The organism is Micromonospora sp. NPDC005220 (assembly GCF_040607895.1).
Taxonomy (GTDB): Bacteria; Actinomycetota; Actinomycetes; order Mycobacteriales; family Micromonosporaceae; genus Micromonospora.
In genome coordinates, this window is sequence record NZ_JBEXHP010000116.1 from 1 (window position 1) to 16,548 (window position 16,548).

At 70.7% G+C, this 16,548-nt stretch carries 17 protein-coding genes; 1 reads left to right on the forward strand and 16 read right to left on the reverse strand.

The window, feature by feature from the left end; genetic code table 11:
• Window positions 1-59: 59 nt before the first annotated feature.
• From ABZU52_RS27535 to ABZU52_RS27610, 16 genes are all read right to left on the reverse strand, one after another.
• Window positions 60-779 (reverse strand): DsbA family protein, encoded by a 720-nt coding sequence (locus ABZU52_RS27535; RefSeq protein ID WP_354973867.1) that lies wholly within the window; start codon window positions 777-779, stop codon window positions 60-62.
• 21 nt (window positions 780-800) lie between these two features.
• Window positions 801-1,544, reverse strand: a complete 744-nt coding sequence (fabG, locus tag ABZU52_RS27540) for a 3-oxoacyl-[acyl-carrier-protein] reductase (RefSeq protein WP_354973868.1) — start codon at window positions 1,542-1,544, stop codon at window positions 801-803.
• Window position 1,545: 1 nt separating this feature from the next.
• Window positions 1,546-2,034, reverse strand: coding sequence for a 3-hydroxyacyl-ACP dehydratase FabZ family protein (locus ABZU52_RS27545; protein ID WP_354973869.1), 489 nt, complete (start codon window positions 2,032-2,034; stop codon window positions 1,546-1,548).
• Window positions 2,031-2,429, reverse strand: coding sequence for a hypothetical protein (locus ABZU52_RS27550; protein ID WP_354973870.1), 399 nt, complete (start codon window positions 2,427-2,429; stop codon window positions 2,031-2,033). The genes ABZU52_RS27545 and ABZU52_RS27550 overlap by 4 nt, the downstream gene beginning before the upstream one ends.
• A 41-nt stretch (window positions 2,430-2,470) precedes the next feature.
• Entirely contained in the window at window positions 2,471-3,571 is a 1,101-nt protein-coding gene (locus ABZU52_RS27555; RefSeq protein WP_354973871.1) for a beta-ketoacyl synthase N-terminal-like domain-containing protein, read from the reverse strand.
• A 24-nt stretch (window positions 3,572-3,595) separates the two neighbouring features.
• Window positions 3,596-4,606 (reverse strand): thioesterase family protein, encoded by a 1,011-nt coding sequence (locus ABZU52_RS27560; protein ID WP_354973872.1) that lies wholly within the window; start codon window positions 4,604-4,606, stop codon window positions 3,596-3,598.
• Window positions 4,603-5,451, reverse strand: a complete 849-nt coding sequence (locus tag ABZU52_RS27565; protein WP_354973873.1) for an alpha/beta fold hydrolase — start codon at window positions 5,449-5,451, stop codon at window positions 4,603-4,605. Before ABZU52_RS27565 ends, ABZU52_RS27560 begins: the two co-directional genes overlap by 4 nt.
• Window positions 5,448-6,392 (reverse strand): beta-ketoacyl synthase N-terminal-like domain-containing protein, encoded by a 945-nt coding sequence (locus tag ABZU52_RS27570; protein WP_354973874.1) that lies wholly within the window; start codon window positions 6,390-6,392, stop codon window positions 5,448-5,450. The genes ABZU52_RS27565 and ABZU52_RS27570 overlap by 4 nt, the downstream gene beginning before the upstream one ends.
• Window positions 6,389-7,528: a beta-ketoacyl synthase N-terminal-like domain-containing protein gene (locus ABZU52_RS27575; protein WP_354973875.1), complete on the reverse strand. Its 1,140-nt coding sequence runs from the start codon at window positions 7,526-7,528 to the stop codon at window positions 6,389-6,391. Before ABZU52_RS27575 ends, ABZU52_RS27570 begins: the two co-directional genes overlap by 4 nt.
• The gene (locus ABZU52_RS27580) at window positions 7,528-8,781 is read right to left on the reverse strand and encodes a beta-ketoacyl-[acyl-carrier-protein] synthase family protein (RefSeq protein WP_354973876.1); all 1,254 of its coding nucleotides are present in this window, start codon (window positions 8,779-8,781) and stop codon (window positions 7,528-7,530) included. Before ABZU52_RS27580 ends, ABZU52_RS27575 begins: the two co-directional genes overlap by 1 nt.
• A gap of 55 nt (window positions 8,782-8,836) precedes the next feature.
• Entirely contained in the window at window positions 8,837-9,091 is a 255-nt protein-coding gene (locus tag ABZU52_RS27585) for an acyl carrier protein (RefSeq protein ID WP_354973877.1), read from the reverse strand.
• 215 nt (window positions 9,092-9,306) lie between these two features.
• Window positions 9,307-10,299 carry a 2,3-diaminopropionate biosynthesis protein SbnA gene (gene sbnA / locus ABZU52_RS27590; protein ID WP_354973878.1) on the reverse strand — a complete coding sequence of 331 codons (993 nt, stop codon included), beginning with the start codon at window positions 10,297-10,299 and terminating at the stop codon, window positions 9,307-9,309.
• A gap of 12 nt (window positions 10,300-10,311) precedes the next feature.
• Window positions 10,312-11,370, reverse strand: coding sequence for a 2,3-diaminopropionate biosynthesis protein SbnB (sbnB, locus tag ABZU52_RS27595; protein ID WP_354973879.1), 1,059 nt, complete (start codon window positions 11,368-11,370; stop codon window positions 10,312-10,314).
• 12 nt (window positions 11,371-11,382) lie between these two features.
• Entirely contained in the window at window positions 11,383-13,602 is a 2,220-nt protein-coding gene (locus tag ABZU52_RS27600; protein ID WP_354973880.1) for a non-ribosomal peptide synthetase, read from the reverse strand.
• 422 nt (window positions 13,603-14,024) lie between these two features.
• Window positions 14,025-14,801: a thioesterase domain-containing protein gene (locus ABZU52_RS27605; protein ID WP_354973881.1), complete on the reverse strand. Its 777-nt coding sequence runs from the start codon at window positions 14,799-14,801 to the stop codon at window positions 14,025-14,027.
• A 26-nt stretch (window positions 14,802-14,827) separates the two neighbouring features.
• Window positions 14,828-15,316, reverse strand: coding sequence for a YbaK/EbsC family protein (locus ABZU52_RS27610; RefSeq protein WP_354973882.1), 489 nt, complete (start codon window positions 15,314-15,316; stop codon window positions 14,828-14,830).
• 379 nt (window positions 15,317-15,695) lie between these two features.
• Here ABZU52_RS27610 and ABZU52_RS27615 point away from each other — a divergent pair.
• Window positions 15,696-16,548, forward strand: an 853-nt coding sequence (locus ABZU52_RS27615; RefSeq protein WP_354973883.1) for an alpha/beta fold hydrolase, incomplete at its 3' end; no start/stop codon positions are given.

The window sequence follows — 16,548 nt, forward strand, 5'->3', positions numbered from 1 at the left end:
GGCCGGCGGGCAACCCCGCGGTTGGGGCCCCGCCCGCTCGACTCGTATGCCGGTGGGTCTCAGCCGCAGCCGCCGGCGTGGCCGAGATCCGCGGTCCGTCCACCCGCCAGCGCCAACGGCATCGGCCCGCGGGGCTCGAGCACCTCGACCGCCTCGGCCGGCATGGCCTCCCGCACCGCGGCCACGAAGGCCGCCACCCGTTCCACACCCCAGAACTTCTGCCGCTTCACCACGAAGAACGGAACACCGAAGGCGTCGTCGTCGGCGGCCCGGGTGAGCAGGGCCAGACCGCGGGCCTGAATCTCCGGGTTGTCGCAGGCGTTCGCCACGGCGTCCGGGTCCAGGTCGAGCTCGCGGGCGATCTTGGCGATCGTCGAGCGGTCGGAGAGGTCCCGCGAGTCGTGCCAGCGTGCCCGGTAGGCGGCGGCGACGTACTCAGAACCTTTGCCCGCGTCGGCCGCCACCAGGTAGCCGAGGTGCGCGACCTCCCAGACGGGATCCCGGTCGACCGGCCAGTTCATCGTCCAGCCCCGGGCCTGCGCCCAGCGCCGGGTGTCCTGCAGGATGTAGAAGTTCTTCGCGCGGCACATCTCCGCGATCGGCAGCTCGACACCCGCCTGCTCGAGGCGGAGCTGGGTCTGCGGGTTCGGCTCCCAGTACGGGATCCACTCGATGCTCGCGAGCACGTCGGGGTGGTTCTCGACCAGCTCCCGGTACGCGAACCACGAATACGGGCTGCGCAACGAGAAGTACCATCGGGGTTGCTTGCGTACGGCCACGACGGCCTCCCTTAGGATTTGTCAGATGGTGATGCCGCCGTCGATCTGCAGGACCGCCGCGGTGATGTATGCGGCCCGGTCCGAGGCCAGGTAGCTGACCAGACCGGCGACCTCCTCGGCCCGGCCCAGCCGGCCCAGCGGAATCTGCGCGAGGGCGTTCTGCTTGGCCTTGTCGCTCAGTCCAGAGGTCATGTCCGTGTCGATGAATCCGGGTGCGACGGCGTTGACCCGGATCTGGTACCGCCCGACCTCCTTGGCCAGCGCTCGCGAAAATCCGATGATCCCGGCCTTCGAGGCGGAGTAATTGGTCTGTGTCGGATTGCCGTAAACACCCGACACCGAGGAGATGTTGATGATCGATCCGGACTTGCGCTTCATCATGCCGAACACGGCGGCGCGGCAGACGTTGTAGACGCCGTCGAGGTTGGCGTCGAGCACCGAGTGCCACTCGTCGTCGGTCATCATGAGCAGCGGCTTGTCGCGGGTGATGCCCGCCGAGTTGACCACCAGATCGATCGGGCCCAGCGCGGACTCGGTCCGGGAGACCCACGAGCGGACCGCTTCCGGGTCCACGACGTCGGCCCGGACCGCGAGCATCCGTGCCCCGATCTCGGTCAGCGACTTCTCGAGCTCGCCGGCCGCCTGCTCGTCCGAGCGGTAGCAGAAACTGACGTCGTAGCCGTCCCGGGCCAGTTCCAGGGCCACAGCCCGGCCGATGCCCCGGGAACCACCGCTGACCATGGCGACCCGTCGTTGCTGGTTCACGTCAACTCCTAGTCTCACTGCCCGCAAGGGCATCCGGGCGCAGCACCGCCGCCGGGCGCATCGCCATCACCATCCGGCCGACACCGAGCACCTCGTCGTCGCCCACTCGGCTGGAACCCTCGAAAACCACCGTGTCGCCCAGCGACTTCAGCACCCGCGCGTCGTGCTCGATCACGTCCCCGGGCCGGACCGGCCGGCCGAAGGTGACGTCCGACATCGAGCCGAAGAGCATCACCTGCCCCGGCTCGGTGGGAAACGAGACGTTCGCGAGCAGGCCCGCCGCCTGTCCCCAGGACTCGACCAGCAGCACCTGCGGATAGGCGAGGTCCGCCGGGGACCCGGGCACGCTTGCGGCGTACCACGGCTCGTTGAGCGTGACCGCTTTGAGCGCCCGGATGTGCCGGCCCGGGGCTACCTCGGCCACCCGGTCCACCAGGAGCATCGGGTAGCGGTGGGGCAGCGCCGCCAGCACGTCGATCGGGGCCGTCATGCGGCACCTCCGTCGGTGTAGCAAAGCCGGACGTGGGCGGCCTCGCCGCGGTCCGTGTACGCCTTCGCGGTGCAGGCCCAGAAGCCGTCGCCCCGCTTCCAGGCGAGGTCCACCGTGATGTCGTCGCCGGGGAAGACCGCCCCCACGAAGCGCGTCGACGTGATCGCGGCCAGGTCGAGCCGGCCGGCGCCGGCCGGCGGCAGCATCGCGGCCGCTTCGTGCACGCATTGCACCACACAGACACCCGGCAGGATCGGGAAGCCGGGATAGTGACCGGCGAAGACCGGCTCGTCCGGGGAGACGGCCACCGTGCAGGTGCCCCGGAAACCGTCACCGCCCGGGCCGGCCTCGACCGGACTGACCACGCGGGGTCGCGCGAGGAGGGGACTCACCATGATTGTTGCCGCTTCTTTCGAGGTCGGGGGCCGACGAGGGGTCAGGCGCCCAGCAGCCGCAGCAGGGCGACCGCCACGGCGCCGTTGCGGTCCACCGAGCTGACCGCGACGACCCGCCCGGCGGAGTCGGCGTCGCGCTCGCCCAGGCTGAGCAGGGCGGCCACCTGCAACGCCCCGGAGGCGGCGCCGGTGTCGCCGATCAGAGACAGGTCCGGGATCCGACTCAGGGTCTGCGGACCGAACGTCGCGTGCAGGAAGCCCTTCTCCTGGGCCTCGATGGCGCCGCCCACCCCGCTGGTGGAGATCGCCCAGATGTCCTCGGCCCGCACCCCGGCCTCGTCGCAGGCGTCCTGCAGGCAGCCGGCCAGGGCGCCGGCGAAGTCGCCGGCCAGGCAGACGCGGCTTTCCACGGCCAGCACCTCGCCCTGCCCGCGGACGGGGTCACGGGTCTCGGGCGCCGACTCGAGCAGGAGCATGCCGCACCCCTCGCCGAGCTCGGTGCCGGCATCGGCGGGACGGGCGTGCCAGTCGAGCCAGGCCCGGCTGTCCGAGAACTCCTCCGCGGCGCCGCACAGCACCGTGGTCGCGCGATTCGACGCGATCAGCCGACCGGCGTACTTCAGCGCCAGCAGACCCGCGACCCGGCCGCCGGCCAGGGTCGTGTTGGGGCCCTTGAGCTGATACCAGATCGCGCATTGACCCGCCGCGCAGTTCATGACGGCGTTCGGCATGAGCGCCGGGTCCACGTGATAGGGCTTCTCGCCGGTCAGGGACGTCCGGGTAAAGTCCATCATGCTCTGGGCGCTGCCGGTGGTCGTGCCCAGCACCAGGGCCGTGCCGGCGCCGGCGACCACCCGGTCACCTTCCTTGTCGCGCTCCAGCAGATCGCCCACCGTCGCGACGGCGAGCCCGGTCACCCGGTCCATCGACCTGGTCCCCTTCTTGCCCAGCACGTCGCGCACCTCGAACCCCGGCACGAGACCGGCACGCCGGGAGGGTCCGCGCCACCGCTCGGTGTCGATCACGCCGACGCTCTCGCGCCGGCCCGCGACGCCGTCCGCGAAGGCCTCCCGGCCCATCCCGTACGGCGTCATCGCAGACCACCGGGTGATGACGGGATGCCTGCGTTGCGTGGTCTTCATCGACATCGCCTCCTTGGCCTGCCGTCAGGCGGACGTGGTGTAGGTGTTGAGCAGCCGGCGCACGGTGTCCTCGTCGAGGTCAGCCATGACCCAGTCGTTCTGCTCGCGTTCGGTGACGTATCCGTGAGTGATCCGGCCCGTGGCCGTCTGCACCAGCTCGCCGTCACGGACCACGTAGCAGTCCATGCGCGAGGTGTAGAGCAGACTCTTGAGGACCTCCTCGACGGTGTAGACCGTGTAGAGCTCCTCCTCCATCCGGACCTCGTCGAGCAGCTCGACGGCCGACTGGGTGACGACCGGGATCCAGTTCTTCTGGTCGAGCACCTGCTTGATGGACAGCCCCCGGTCGGCCAGGAAGAGGTCGACCACTTCCTCCATCACGCGCAGGAAGCCCGACATCTGCATCCGCTCGTTGAAGTGGCAGTAGAAGTAGGGAATCCGCCACCGCCAGCCGAAGGCGTTGGCGCCGCGGGTGAGCTCCGCCAGCACCGGGTCCTGGCCGGTAACACCCCGGCCCCCGGCCGCGGCGCTCGGCGCCGCCGGCGCGACCGGCAAGGCCGTCGGCTCGGCCACGGCGAGGCGCTCCGCCGTGTAGGGCGCCAGCTCCGCCGGCACCGGCACGAGCGGTTTGGTGTACCCGTCGAGCCGCAGCACCACCCGCACCTTCGAGGTCACCGCGCGGGTCCGGGCGCCGTCCCGCTCGACGTACAGCGCGACCTTGAACGTCAGCGCCTCGTCGCCCGGCTTGCCGGCCGGGGTGACCTCGCCCTCGACCAGGTCGTCGACCGCGAGGAAGCCGCCCAGCCGGGTGGCGATGTCGACGATGTCGAAGCCCAGCGCGTAGGTGAGGTACAGCTCCCCCACGGGAATCCCGGACTGCCGGAAGTGATCCACCACCGCCGCTTCGACCAGATAGCTGACGTGCTTGAAGCCCAGCGCGAAGCTGATGTTGTTGCCCTCGAGCAACGGCCGGAGGGTCGTGGTCGTCGGTGCGGTGAGCAGCGCCGCCACGGCTTCGGCGGATACGGCGTTCATGACGGGGCTCCCAGGGGTAGTTGCGACGTGCGGGCAGAGACCGCGAGCCCGGGCTGCAGAGGCACCGCCTCGACGGCCTCGACGAACGGGCCCGGGTCCTCGATCATCGGGAAGTGACCGCAGCCGGCGGCCTCGATCAGGCGGCCCGCGGGCAGGTCCTCGGCCAGCGCCACGCCCTCGGCCGGTGGCGCGGTGTCGTCCCGCGTCCCGATCATCACGAGGCTTGGGACGTCGATGAGATCGGTCCGCAGCCAGGGGGTCCGGGCGTACAGCTCGAGGAACCGCAGCCAGCCGTACGGCCCGATGCGGTCCAGGATCTTGCGGGTGATGTGGTCGGCGACGTCCGCGGCGATTTCGCGCCGGGCGTGCTGGGCAATCCCCCGCTGGATGGTCCGCTCGAAGTTGCCGAGCATGCCGGGCAGCCCCTCCCAGTGGAAGTCCGCAGGCGAGCGGCGGTAGAAGGGACAGACGAGGGCGATCGCCCGCACCCCGTACCGGGTGCCGATGTCGTCGCCGCCGGCCCGTAGCGAGCTCAGCAGCTCGAGCAGCAGGTTCGCGGAGAACGAGTGTCCAACGACGACGTCCGGGCGCACGGGGAGCCGGTCCAGGGCGTCGCTCACGTCCTGCAGCGCGGTCGGCTCATGGCACCAGGCCGGCGAGCCGTCGGCGCACCAGGGCAGGTCCGCCGACCACACCTCGGTGCCCGGGTTCCAGCGTTCGGTGGTGGCCCGCCACACTCCTGAACTGTTGCCCAGGCCGTGCAGCAGGAGCACCCGGCGGGCCGGTGTCGCGCCTTCGACCGCCGGACGCAGACAGCGGAGCCGGATCCGGCCGGTCGCGCTCACCGGGACGCCTCGGCCGGCCGGACGAGCACGACGCCGGCGCTGGCGTCATCGGTGCCACCGCCACAGACACCGAGGACGGGTGCGGACGCGTCCGTTATCGTCGAGAACCAGCCGATGGCCGCCACTGCCTGGAGCACGCCCAGCGCCCCGGAGCAGCGGCCCAGGGTCCGGCTGAGGTCGTGGGCGGCTTCCCCGGCGCCGTCCGGGCCCTCCGGCCCGAGGACCAGTTCCGACGCCTGGCCGGCGGTCGCGCCCAGCCGGTCCAGGCACTCCGGCACCGATCCGGTCCGGAGGTAGCGCCGCACGTGCAGCTTGGCCCGCGCCGACCGCGCGCTCGCGGTCTCCGGCATCTCCAGCACCAGCGCGGCGCCGCCATCCACGACACGATCGGCCCGGGCGAGACGCCGGGCGACGTCGTTGGCCGGCTCGACCCCGACGACGAGCACGTGCCGCGCCCGGCCGGCCCGCAGCATCCGGACTCCCCAGCCGATCGCGTCGAGACCGGAGGTGGCCCCGTTGCAGAGCATCACGTTGGGTCCGCGCAGGCCGAACCGGATGGCGACCTCGGAGGCGACGATGTTGCTCGAGGCGTTGGCGGTGTCCATCGCGCTGACCGCCCGCGCCGACTCGGCGGCGATGGTGCCGGCCACCCTGCAGACCGTGTCCACGTTGCCCAGGTTCGAGCTGACCACGACGGCGACGTCGGACGCGGCCGCGGTCAGCTCGCCCCCGGCCAGCAGGCCGGCGTCGGCGAGGGCGTCCTGGGCGGCGCACAGGGCGAGCTGGGTCGCGCGATCCTTGTAGCGCAGCCCCTTGCGGCCGAGCCGGGCCGCCGGGTCGACCGGCTCGCGGTCCGTTTCCCGGCCGTAGCCGGCGGAGAACAGGTCGGCGGGGGCGGGCGCGCCCGGCAGGACCAGGCTGTAGCCGGTGACCGCGGTCATCGTGGGCCCTGCAGGATCGCGACCGCGTTGATCCCGCCGAAGCCGAATCCGTGGACCTGGGCGACGTCGAGGGTCTCGCGCGCCGCCTCCGGACGGACCAGCCGGAAACCGGCCGTCTCCGGAATGGGGTCGGTGAGCCCGGCCACCGGCGGCACCGTGCCCTCGCGGAGCGCCTTGAGCGCCACCATGCAGCTCATCAGGCCCGCCGAGCCGCTCGTGTGCCCGGTCAGCGCCTTGATCGCGGTCATCAGCGGGCGATTTGCGGACGCGCCGTGCGCTTGCCGCAGGGCGGTCGCCTCGACCGGATCATTCAGCGCCGTGCCGGTTCCGTGCAGCAGCACGAGGTCGACGTCGTCCGGGCCGAGCCCGCTGCGGGCATGCGCCTGTGCGATCGCCGCGGTCACCCCTTCCAGGCTCGGCGCGGTCGGATGGTAGGCGTCGCAGTTGGCGCTGACCCCGCGGATCCAGCCGTGCACCGCGGCCGGGTCGCGTACCGTGTCCGGGCGCTGAAGCACGACGGCGGCCGCGCCGTCGCCGAGGATCGTGCCCTGTCGCCCGCTGTCGAACGGCCGCACGCTCTCCGGCGGATGCGGCTGGACGCGGTCGGCCAGTCCGAACATGCTCTCGGTCACCGTGTCGACGCCGGCCACCACCACGGTGTCGGCGTCACCGCAGTCGATCAGGTCGGCCCCGAGGGCGAGCGCGTATAGCGACGCGGAGCACGCGTTGGAGAACGTGTGCGTGTCGAAGGCGTTGAATCGCTCGCGCAGGGCCGTCCCGAAGTGCAGCTCCTCCAGGCGAAACTCCGCGCCGTCGCGATGCCAGAGCTCCACCGAGCGCAGCTCGCGCAGGCCGGTGCCGACCAGCATGGGCACGTCGCCGAGGTCGTCGCCCAGACCGGCGTCGGCCAGCGCCTGGCTGATCGCCTCGAGCAGGAACGCGGTCGCCCGCAGGGGACGGTCGCCGTCCGGTCCCCGGTCGTCGATCTCGAACAGGCGTTGCGCGGTGAACCGGCGCCGATCGAAGCCCCGCAGGTGCTCCGGGCCGCCCTGCCCAGTACAGAGGCTCTTGAAGATCTGATCCGGATCGGTGCCGTTGGCGGCGATCGCCCCGAGGCCGGTGACGGGAATCCTCATCAGCGGGGTCCGTCGTAGCGGCCGAAGATCACAACGGAGTTGTTGCCGCCGAAGGCCAGGGCGTTGTTCTGGACGATCCGGACGTCCACATCGAGCGAGGTGTTGGGCACGCAGTCGATCTCGCACTCGGGATCGGTCTCCCGGTGGTTGATCGTCGGCGGCACGAACTTGTGGGTGATCGCCAGCGACGACGCGATCGCCGCGAGCGCGCTGGCCGCGCCCATCGTGTGGCCGAGCATGGACTTCAGCGAGACCGTGCGGGGCACGCTGTCGCCGTAGACCTCGCGGATGGCGCGGGTCTCGGTGACGTCGTTGGCCTTGGTGCCCGTGCCGTGGGCGGAGATCAGGCTGACCTCGCCCGGCTTCACGCCGGCGTTGTCCAGGGCCAGCTGGATGCAGCGGGCCACGCTCGCCTGGTTGGGTGCGACCTGGTGGTACGCGTCGCAGTTGAGGCCGTAGCCGAGCACCTCGGCGTAGATCCGGGCGCCGCGGGCGAGGGCCGAGCTCAGCCGCTCCAGCACCAGGACGCCGGCGCCCTCGCCGGTCAGGATGCCCTTGCGGTCCTTGTCGAAGGGCCGGCAGCAGTCGGGTGCGATCGTTCCGAGCCGATAGAAGCCCGTGAACGTCTTGCGGCACATCGCGTCGGCACCGCCGCAGAGGGCGAAGTCGACCTCGCCGGACCGCACCGCGTCGTACCCGTACCCGATCGCGTAGTTCCCCGCCGCGCACGCGGTGGCGATGGTCGAGGCCTCCACCCGGCTCAGGCCCAGCTCCTGCGCCACCGCCAGGGACAGGCGGTTGGCCGGGACGCGGCGGGCGGCCGTCGGGTTCATCGCCTCCGGACCTCCGGCGACGTCCTCCCCGACCAGCTGGTCGAGGTCGTACGACTCGCCGTCGGTGGTCCCGATTGAGACGAGCCCCCGCTGCCGCCGGAGCGCGTCCAGGTCGAAACCGGCGTCCTCGACGGCCATGCGGGCCGCCGCGACGGAGAAGCGGGTCGCCCGGCCGAGTTCCTCCACCCGGAGGTTGCGGATCCACTTTTCCGGCTCGAAGCCGACGATCTCGCAGCCGTTGGCGTGGGCGAAACCCTCGGTGTCGAAAACGGTGATGGGACGCGCGCCGCTGCGGCCCGCTCGCAAACCGGCCGTGAACTCGTCCGCGCCGACGCCGATACTAGAAAACAGGCCGAACCCGGTGAGCACCACGCGGTCAGCGGTCGCCGCCGGGGCGGCGGCCGGAATGCGTTCAGACATATCTCTCCAGACCGGCGCCGGCCCGTGGGATGGCGCCTTTTAGACGTATGAAGTGTTACTTCCAGCCGGCCGACTCGGAAACCACCTCGTACACGCCCTTCAAATTCACCATCCGGCTCAGCTCGGCCTGGTCGATGTCCACTTTGAAGGCCTTCTCGAGCGACGCCAGAATCTCGATCGCACGCAGCGAGTCGGCGTCGTGCTCCTCCTTGAACAGGCTTTCCTCGGTGACCTCGTCCTCGTCGAGTTCGAGCACGTCACAGACGATTTCCTTAATACGAGCGAAACGCTCCTGGGCCGGCGCGGTCATCTGACTCTCCTCATCCTCACGGTTGTCGCGGGGCCATTCCGGCGCCCGCCATTATTCCTACGGACCTGACGCCTTCTCAACAACCACACTTCAACAAGATTGATGTCCGGCATCCGCGATGCTCGTGCCCGAAATTCAGCAACGGTAATGAGACCCGCGGGCGCGGCCCATACCGTTTTCAACATTCAATTGCGCCGGTCCGGGCCGGCCCGGGCTCAGAAGGGCGCGCCGCCCTCGACGACCTCGATGCGGTTCTCCAGCACGTCCGGGCCGTACACGTCCTGGATCCAGCTGTGCTGGAACACCGTGTCCAAATAGCGCTCGCCGAGGTCGGGCGCGATGGCGACGGCGTTGGTCTCTTCCCCCTGGTGGTGGCGGGCCAGCCACTCCCGCGCGCCGCTGACTACGGTGCCCGTCGACCCGCCGAGCAGGAATCCCCGCTGGGCGAGCTGGTGGCAGAGCTGAACGGTGTCGCGCTCCGGCACGTACACGACGTCGTCGACGTAGGCCATCGAGAAGATGGGCGGCTGGATCCCGGTGCCGAGGCCCGGAATCATCCGCGGTCCGGCCGGCCCGCCGAACGTGACCGAGCCGACGCTGTCGACCGCCACGATCCGCACCTCGGGCCGGTGCTCCTTGAAGTAGCGGCCGCACCCCATCAGCGTCCCGGTCGTGCCGGCGCCGACGAACAGGACGTCGAGCTGCGGGAACATACCCGCGATGGCCGGCGCGGTGGTCCGCTGGTGGGCCCGCCAGTTGTTCGGGTTCGCGTGCTGGTTGAGCCAGACGTAGCGGTCGTCGGAGGCGCACAGCGACCGGACGTAGGCGAGCCGTGCGCCGAGCAGGCCGTCCTTTGGGTGCGGTTCGGTGACGATGGTGACGCGCCCGCCCAGGGCCTCCATCAGCTGCCGGGTCGCGAGGTTGCAGCGGGCGTCGGTGACGCACACGAACTCGTAGCCCTTGCTGGCGGCGATGATACTCAGAGCCACACCGAGGTTGCCGGAGGACGACTCCACGAGCACGGAGCCCGGGGACAGCAGCTTGTCCTGCTCAGCAGCCTCCACCATCTCCCGGGCGGCCTTCAGCTTGATGGAGCCCGCGAAGTTGAAGCCCTCGCATTTGAGGTGGAGCGGCAGGTCCAGCACCGAGCGCAGATCGATGTAGAGGTCGTCGACGTTGAAGTGGTGGGGTGCGGTGATGATCGGCACGAGACTCCTCTGTCACCGTTGGCGGCCGGGCTCGTCGCCGCCGTACCGACTCAGGTCGTGAAAGAAGTCGTCGACGGTGAGCAACTCGCCGCTCTGCCGTAGGTTGTCGTGGATGTCCCCGCCGAGCGCGAGGTCGAGGACCCCGAGGCCGAACGGGGAGAAGATGGTGGGCCGGTCGCCCGTGTGCGGCGCCGTCCGGCCGGTCATGACATCGAAGAGCGTGCCGTCGATGAAGTCGCGGCTGCCGGTTTCCTGCTCGGTAAGGTGCACAGAGGTGTTCGCCTGCAGGCAGTGCTCCACGTCGTCCACGATGTTGTGGGCGCTCCGGATCACCTCGGTGCTCACGTCGCGCAGCGAGAGATGCAGGACGATCGGGTTGTGGTCGAACCAGGACGGGTCGGTGACGTGCGGCGTGCCGGCGGTGGTGGCGAACACGACCAGATCGCTGGAGCGGATCAGGCTCTCGGCGCTCTCGTGGATGGTCACCGGTCCGCTGTCCGACCGTTGCAGGTACTGCCGGAAGCCGTCGGCGTACTCCGGAATGAGGTCGTGCACGCCAACCTCGTCGAAGGCCCAGCCGGTGCCGGCCAGGTAGGTGTGGGTGTAGCGGGCGATCAGCCCGGTGCCGAGGAACCCGATCCGGCGCGGGCGGCCGTTGCGGCGGGTGAGCCAGTCAGCGGCCACCGCGGCCGACGCGGCGGTACGGGAGGCGCTGATGATCGACGCCTCCAGGCAGGCGACCGGGTAGCCCGTGCCGCGGTCGTTAAGAATGAGCACCGCCGAGGCCCGCGGGACACCGAGCGACAGGTTGTCCGGGAAGCTCGAGATCCACTTCAGCCCTGCCAGCGGCCGGCTGCCGCCGACGGCCGTCGGCAGCGCGATGATGCGCGCGTTGTCCCGTTCCGGAAAGCGCAGGAAGTACGACGGCGGGTTCACCGTATCGGCGGCCCCGTGCATCCGGTAGGTCGCCTCGATCAGCTCGGCCACGGCCTCCTCCCGACCGGTCAGCGCCCGGGCGACCTGCGCCCCGGAGATGACGGCGAAGGGCATGGGACGTTGTTCCCGTGTCATCCATACTCCTGTTCAGCTTCGGTCCAACAGAGGGGCGAGATCCGACAGGACCGGGTGGGTGGTGAGTTCGTTGAGAGTGAAGGGACGACCAAGGTCCGCGATCATCTTGATGGCGGAGAGCGAGGTGCCGCCTCGCTCGAAGAAATGGTCGTCCCGGCTGATCTGGTCCTCCGGCACGCGCAGGGCCGCGGCCCAGGCGGCCACGAGCCGTTTCTCGTGTGGGGTCCGCGCCGGTCGGTGACCGTCGCGCTGGGCGGTGAGCGTCTCGGCTACGCGGACGAGCTCCTTGCCGTCCAGCTTGCCGTTGGCGTTGGTCGGCAGGGCCGCCAGGCGATGGATCAGGGTCGGCACCATGTACCTGGGCAGCCGGGCGGCGAGCGCGGCCCGGATGTCCTCGCCGTCCGTCTCCTCGGCCGAACTGTAGAACGCGGCCAGCTGGGCGCTTTCGCCCGAACCGACGACCACGACCGCTGCGTCCCGCAGGCCGGGCAGGCGGAGCAGCTCATTCTCGATCTCGCCGATCTCGATGCGGAACCCGCGGATCTTCACCTGGGCGTCCCGCCGGCCGAGGAAGGCCAGCTTGCCGCCGGGCAGCCAGCGTCCGAAGTCACCGGAGCGGTACAGCCTGGTGTCGGCGCGGAAGGGGTCCGTCACGAAGGCCTGGCGGGTACGCGCCTCGTCGTTGATGTACCCCCGGCCGACACAGACCCCGGAGAAGACGATTTCGCCCGGTGCGCCCAGGGGGACGAGATTGAGGTTCTCGTCGACCACGTACACCCGGACGTTGTTCACCGCGGAGCCCAGGGGCACCCGGCCGTCCGCCGGCGCCCGGTCCATCACCTCGTGGTTGGTGTCGTCGGAGGTCTCCGTCAGCCCGTACGCGTTGACCAGCTTGATGTCCGGGAACTGCCGGAACCAGCGCGACGTGAGCTCCCACTTCAGCGCCTCGCCGGTGGCCGACACGTGCCGCAGCCGGCCGAGCGAGCGCGGCTGCTCCTCCAGGTTGGTCAGCAGCATCTCCAGGTAGGAGGGGACGACCTGCAGCGTCTCCACCTCGCCGGCGACGATCGTGTCCAGGAAACGCGGGATGTCGAGGATGACGTCCTGCTCGACGATGAGTGTGCGCCCGCCGACCAACAGCGCCGAGACCAGCTGCCAGAGCGAGATGTCGAAGCACTGGGGCGCCGTCTGGGCGACCACCTGACCCGGCCGGATGTCGAGATCGTCGATCTTGGCCAGCAGGTGGTTCATCATCCCGCCGTGCTCGCACATCGCGCCCTTCGGACGCCCGGTGGAACCCGAGGTGAAGTAGAGATACGCGAGTTGGTCGGCCCTGATGTCGAGCCCGGGATCGCCGGTCGGGCGCGCGCCGAACTCGGCGTCGTCGTCCAGGTCGAGCGTGCGTAACCGCGGAAGCTGCGCGCCGGCGGCGGCAAGGTTCGGCCGGGCCACAGCGGAGGTCAGGGCGATGCGGCAGTCGCTCTGCTCGAGCGTTGTCGCGATGCGCTCGGGCGGAAACCCGGGCTCGATCGGCAGGTAGGCCGCGCCGGCCTTGAAGACGGCGATGACCGCCGCCAGCCAGTCGAGGTCGCGGTGGGTCACCACGGTGACGACGTCCTCCGCGGCGGTCCCGTGGGCCAGCAGCGCGTGCGCGATCATGTTGGCCCGCCGGTTCAGCGCCGCGTACGTGATCGACCGGTCGCCGCAAACGGCCGCCACCGCGTCGGGCTGGCTGCGGGCGTACGCCTCGAAGATCTGATGGAACCGCTGGTCCGGCACCTCACGGTCCGGCCCGGCGAGGCCTTCGGTCTGGTACTCGAACTCGGCCTCACCGACCAGGCCCAGCAGCTGATGCTCGGCGTCGGGGTCCTCGGCCAGCGCCGCCAGGGCCCGGCCGTAGTAGCCGGCGAGCCGCGCGGCGAGCGGCGCGTCGGCGCCCGGCTGGCGGCACGAGACCCGGATCCACATGTCGGTCCCGGTGCTGAGCAGCTGCGCGTCGAGCAGCGCGTCGGCCGACCGCCGGGCCAGGTCGCCCGACCGCGGCGACAACTCGGCCACGCTGAGGTACGGCAGCCCCGCCGGCACCGGTGTGTCGTCGACGTTCGGGAAGCCGGCCGTCAGCTGTTCCTGGATGCGTCGCACTGCCGTACGCCAGGATCCGTCGGTGATGTCGAGCCGGCAGTGCAGCGCGGCGGCGTCCGGCTCGTCCTCGGGGTGGACCAGGGTCACCACGTGCTGCTCGTTCGTGAGGGCCCGTTGCACTCGCGCGTGGACCGTCAGGAACAGGGTGGACAGCGGGACTGCCAGGCCGGCCGCGAGACGGGTCGTTGCCGCGCTGACGGCCGGGGGTATCGGAAGGTCGTAGGTCACCGACGGCCCGGCCGGCCCGGACGCGACGGGCGTCGGCGCCCCCTGACGTCGCGCCGCTGGCAGCTTGGCGGTACGGGGGTCTGTGGCAGACCGAAGAACCAGGTCAACCATTATCCATCCTCATCCTCCTTTATCCGCCGCCTCACGCTGACCGGTCGCCCAGCTCGAACGGCCGGCCCTGCGGATCTCGCAAAAATGTAGGACCGGTGGCGGGGCCGGTGACAGGTCACATCAAAGGCTCCACAGCGGTCCTGGGAATCGATCCTGACCTTGCCTGGAGTCGATCAATCGGATAGGCGCGCGGCGATCAAACGGACCATCGGCTCCTGCTGTTCGACGAGGTAGAAGTGCCCTCCGGGCAGCACGTCGAGCTCGAAGCCGCCGACCGCGACGTCGGACCACGCCGCCATGTCCGCCACCGAGATGCCCCCGTCGTCGTCCCCGATGTACGCGTAAACGGGACAGCCGACCGGCTCGGCGGCGCGCGGCCCGTAGGTTCCGACGATCGTGAAGTCGGCGCGGATGGCCGGCAGGACGATCTCGCGCAGTTCCGGATCCCCGAGGACCGATTCGTCGGTGCCGCCGAGCCGGCGCATCTCCTCGATCAGCGCCTCGTCGCCCTGTTCCTGCAGGGCCCGCGGGGTCAGCCGGTGCGGCGGTTTGCGGCTCGACACGTGCAGCGCCGCCGGACGGCTCCCGTGCCGCCGCCCCAGCCGCAGGGCCAGCTCGTAGGCGAGCGAGGCCCCCATGCTGTGCCCGAAGACCGACAGCGGCACGTCGTGGAACGGCAGAATCGCCTCGGTCACCCGGTCGGCCAGCTCGCTCATCGTCGTGATGCAGGGGTCGGCCAGCCGGTCGTGCCGTCCCGGATAACGCGCGACCAGGACCTCCGTGCTGCTGTCGAAAGCGGCGCCCCAGGTGTGGAAGAATCCGGCCGAACCTCCCGCGTGCGGCAGGACCAGTAGTCTGCGCCGGACGCCGGTGGTCGCGCGGTATCGGCGCAGCCAGCCGTTCGCGCAGATGTTCTCCCTGGGTGCGGTGCGGGGGGCGCCGACGTTCATCCGGTCATCCTTCGGGCTGGGTGGCTCTAGGCGAGGGGCAGTTGAACGATGGGGTGCACCTGCGGCTCGGCCATCGCCACGTAGTCGTCGGTGACCAGGGCCACCGACCGGTCGAGCCGGGCCGCGTTGAAGAAGATCTCGTCGTGTACGAGCAGTTCCGGGTCCACCACCAGGTTGAGCTCGGGGTGCCGGGCGAAGGGCATCACCGACCCGCTGACGCTGCCAGCCAGCCGCTCGGCCACCTCACGCGTCGCGAACGCCGCTTCCGTGCCCGCGTACAGCTCCCGCAGCACGTCGAGGTCGACCTTGCGGTCACCGGGCACGACCGCCAAGAGGTACCGCCGGGACCGCCGCCCGGTGGCGACCCGGACGACCAGGCTCTTGGCCGCCTGGGCGAGGGAGTGCCGGCGCAGGACGCTCGCGAGGTCCGTGCGGCCCTCCGGCGTGTGGTCCATCAGCCGGAACCGTGCCTGCCGGCGTTCCAGCTGGTCGAGGAGCCAGTCATAGCCGTTCATCCGGTTACACCGCGCATCGTCAGTTTACCTTCGGCAATCAGAATTCGGGCCGAATCTAGGGGTCCGGGAATCGGCCTGACAAGGATTTCCGGAAACCACCTCGGATCCGCGTTCGAGACTTCGCATTGAGGAGAATTCAATATCGCGTTGCGTATCCTCACGGCGATCCCCCGGTTCGCCGGAATTGCCGGGAGAATCGGACCGCCGGGGTCGGCGGCGACTCGTCGGCCACCGCCGCGGCCACTCGCCCGCCACTTTTGCGTCACTAGTCCGCAGCCGGTCGCGCCTGGGTGAATCAAATATTTGCGTCGGCGCAGCGGCCGCCGGGCCGGTGCCGGTACATTCCCGATGACATCGAAGGCCGTCGAGAGGATTCATCGTGCCCGGCCCCCTGTTCCGACCACGGCCCCGGCCCCAGGCGACGCGCACCCTGTTCTGCCTCAGCTTCTGCGGAGGCGGCACGGCGCCCTTCCGGGCGTGGGCCGACGCCCTGCCCGAGGACACCGAATTGGTGCTGTACTGCTACCCGGGACGCGAGGGCCGCTACGACGTCCCCTTCGCCCGGAGCTGGGAGGAGCTGCTCGGCGGGGCCTTGCCCGCGCTGGCCGGCGTCGCGGCCCGCCCGTACGTCCTGTTGGGCCACAGCATGGGCGCGTGGGTCGCCTTCGACCTGGCCCGGCGCGCCGAGCGGGCCGGGGTCGCCTTGCCGCAGACGCTGGTCGTCTCGGCCGCGCACGCGCCCGACCGCCCCCGGGCCGAGCCGGCCGCTCCGCCCCATCCGGGCAACACCGACGAGGAGCTGCTCGACTGGATGTTCACTATCGGTCAGATCGCCGAGGTAGTGCGGGACGAGCCGGAGCTGCTGCGGATGGCGGTGGAGGTGCTCCGGGTGGACCTCGAGGTGCTCGACACCTATCAGTTCCGGCCCGGTGACCAGGTCGGTCCGCCGATCCAGCTGCTGCGCGGCGAGGACGACGACATCGACGCGGAGGATCTGGACCGCTGGCGCCGGCTGACCGCCGGCTCGTTCGAGTCGACCCGCCTGCCGGGCGGGCACTTCTACACGCCCGAGGTCTGGAGCCGGCTGCCCGAGCGCATCACGGCGCTGCGCCCACTGCAGCCGAGCGCGACGCCGGACCGGTCGGCCCGACCGTCGTCAGCCGCCGTTGTCCCGGCTGACCTGGTCGATCAGGCCGGCGCGCAGGGCGGAGCGGGGCACGACGGAGTCCAGA

What these genes read in the sequence shown, in the direction of transcription:
- ABZU52_RS27580 (WP_354973876.1), bottom strand. Translation starts at nt 8,781, where the DNA reads ATGTCTGAACGCATTCCGGCCGCCGCCCCGGCGGCGACCGCTGACCGC.
- ABZU52_RS27545 (WP_354973869.1), bottom strand. Translation starts at nt 2,034, where the DNA reads ATGACGGCCCCGATCGACGTGCTGGCGGCGCTGCCCCACCGCTACCCG.
- ABZU52_RS27575 (WP_354973875.1), bottom strand. Translation starts at nt 7,528, where the DNA reads ATGAGGATTCCCGTCACCGGCCTCGGGGCGATCGCCGCCAACGGCACC.
- ABZU52_RS27570 (WP_354973874.1), bottom strand. Translation starts at nt 6,392, where the DNA reads ATGACCGCGGTCACCGGCTACAGCCTGGTCCTGCCGGGCGCGCCCGCC.
- ABZU52_RS27585 (WP_354973877.1), bottom strand. Translation starts at nt 9,091, where the DNA reads ATGACCGCGCCGGCCCAGGAGCGTTTCGCTCGTATTAAGGAAATCGTC.
- ABZU52_RS27550 (WP_354973870.1), bottom strand. Translation starts at nt 2,429, where the DNA reads ATGGTGAGTCCCCTCCTCGCGCGACCCCGCGTGGTCAGTCCGGTCGAG.
- ABZU52_RS27555 (WP_354973871.1), bottom strand. Translation starts at nt 3,571, where the DNA reads ATGAAGACCACGCAACGCAGGCATCCCGTCATCACCCGGTGGTCTGCG.
- ABZU52_RS27610 (WP_354973882.1), bottom strand. Translation starts at nt 15,316, where the DNA reads ATGAACGGCTATGACTGGCTCCTCGACCAGCTGGAACGCCGGCAGGCA.
- ABZU52_RS27605 (WP_354973881.1), bottom strand. Translation starts at nt 14,801, where the DNA reads ATGAACGTCGGCGCCCCCCGCACCGCACCCAGGGAGAACATCTGCGCG.
- ABZU52_RS27560 (WP_354973872.1), bottom strand. Translation starts at nt 4,606, where the DNA reads ATGAACGCCGTATCCGCCGAAGCCGTGGCGGCGCTGCTCACCGCACCG.
- sbnB (WP_354973879.1), bottom strand. Translation starts at nt 11,370, where the DNA reads ATGACACGGGAACAACGTCCCATGCCCTTCGCCGTCATCTCCGGGGCG.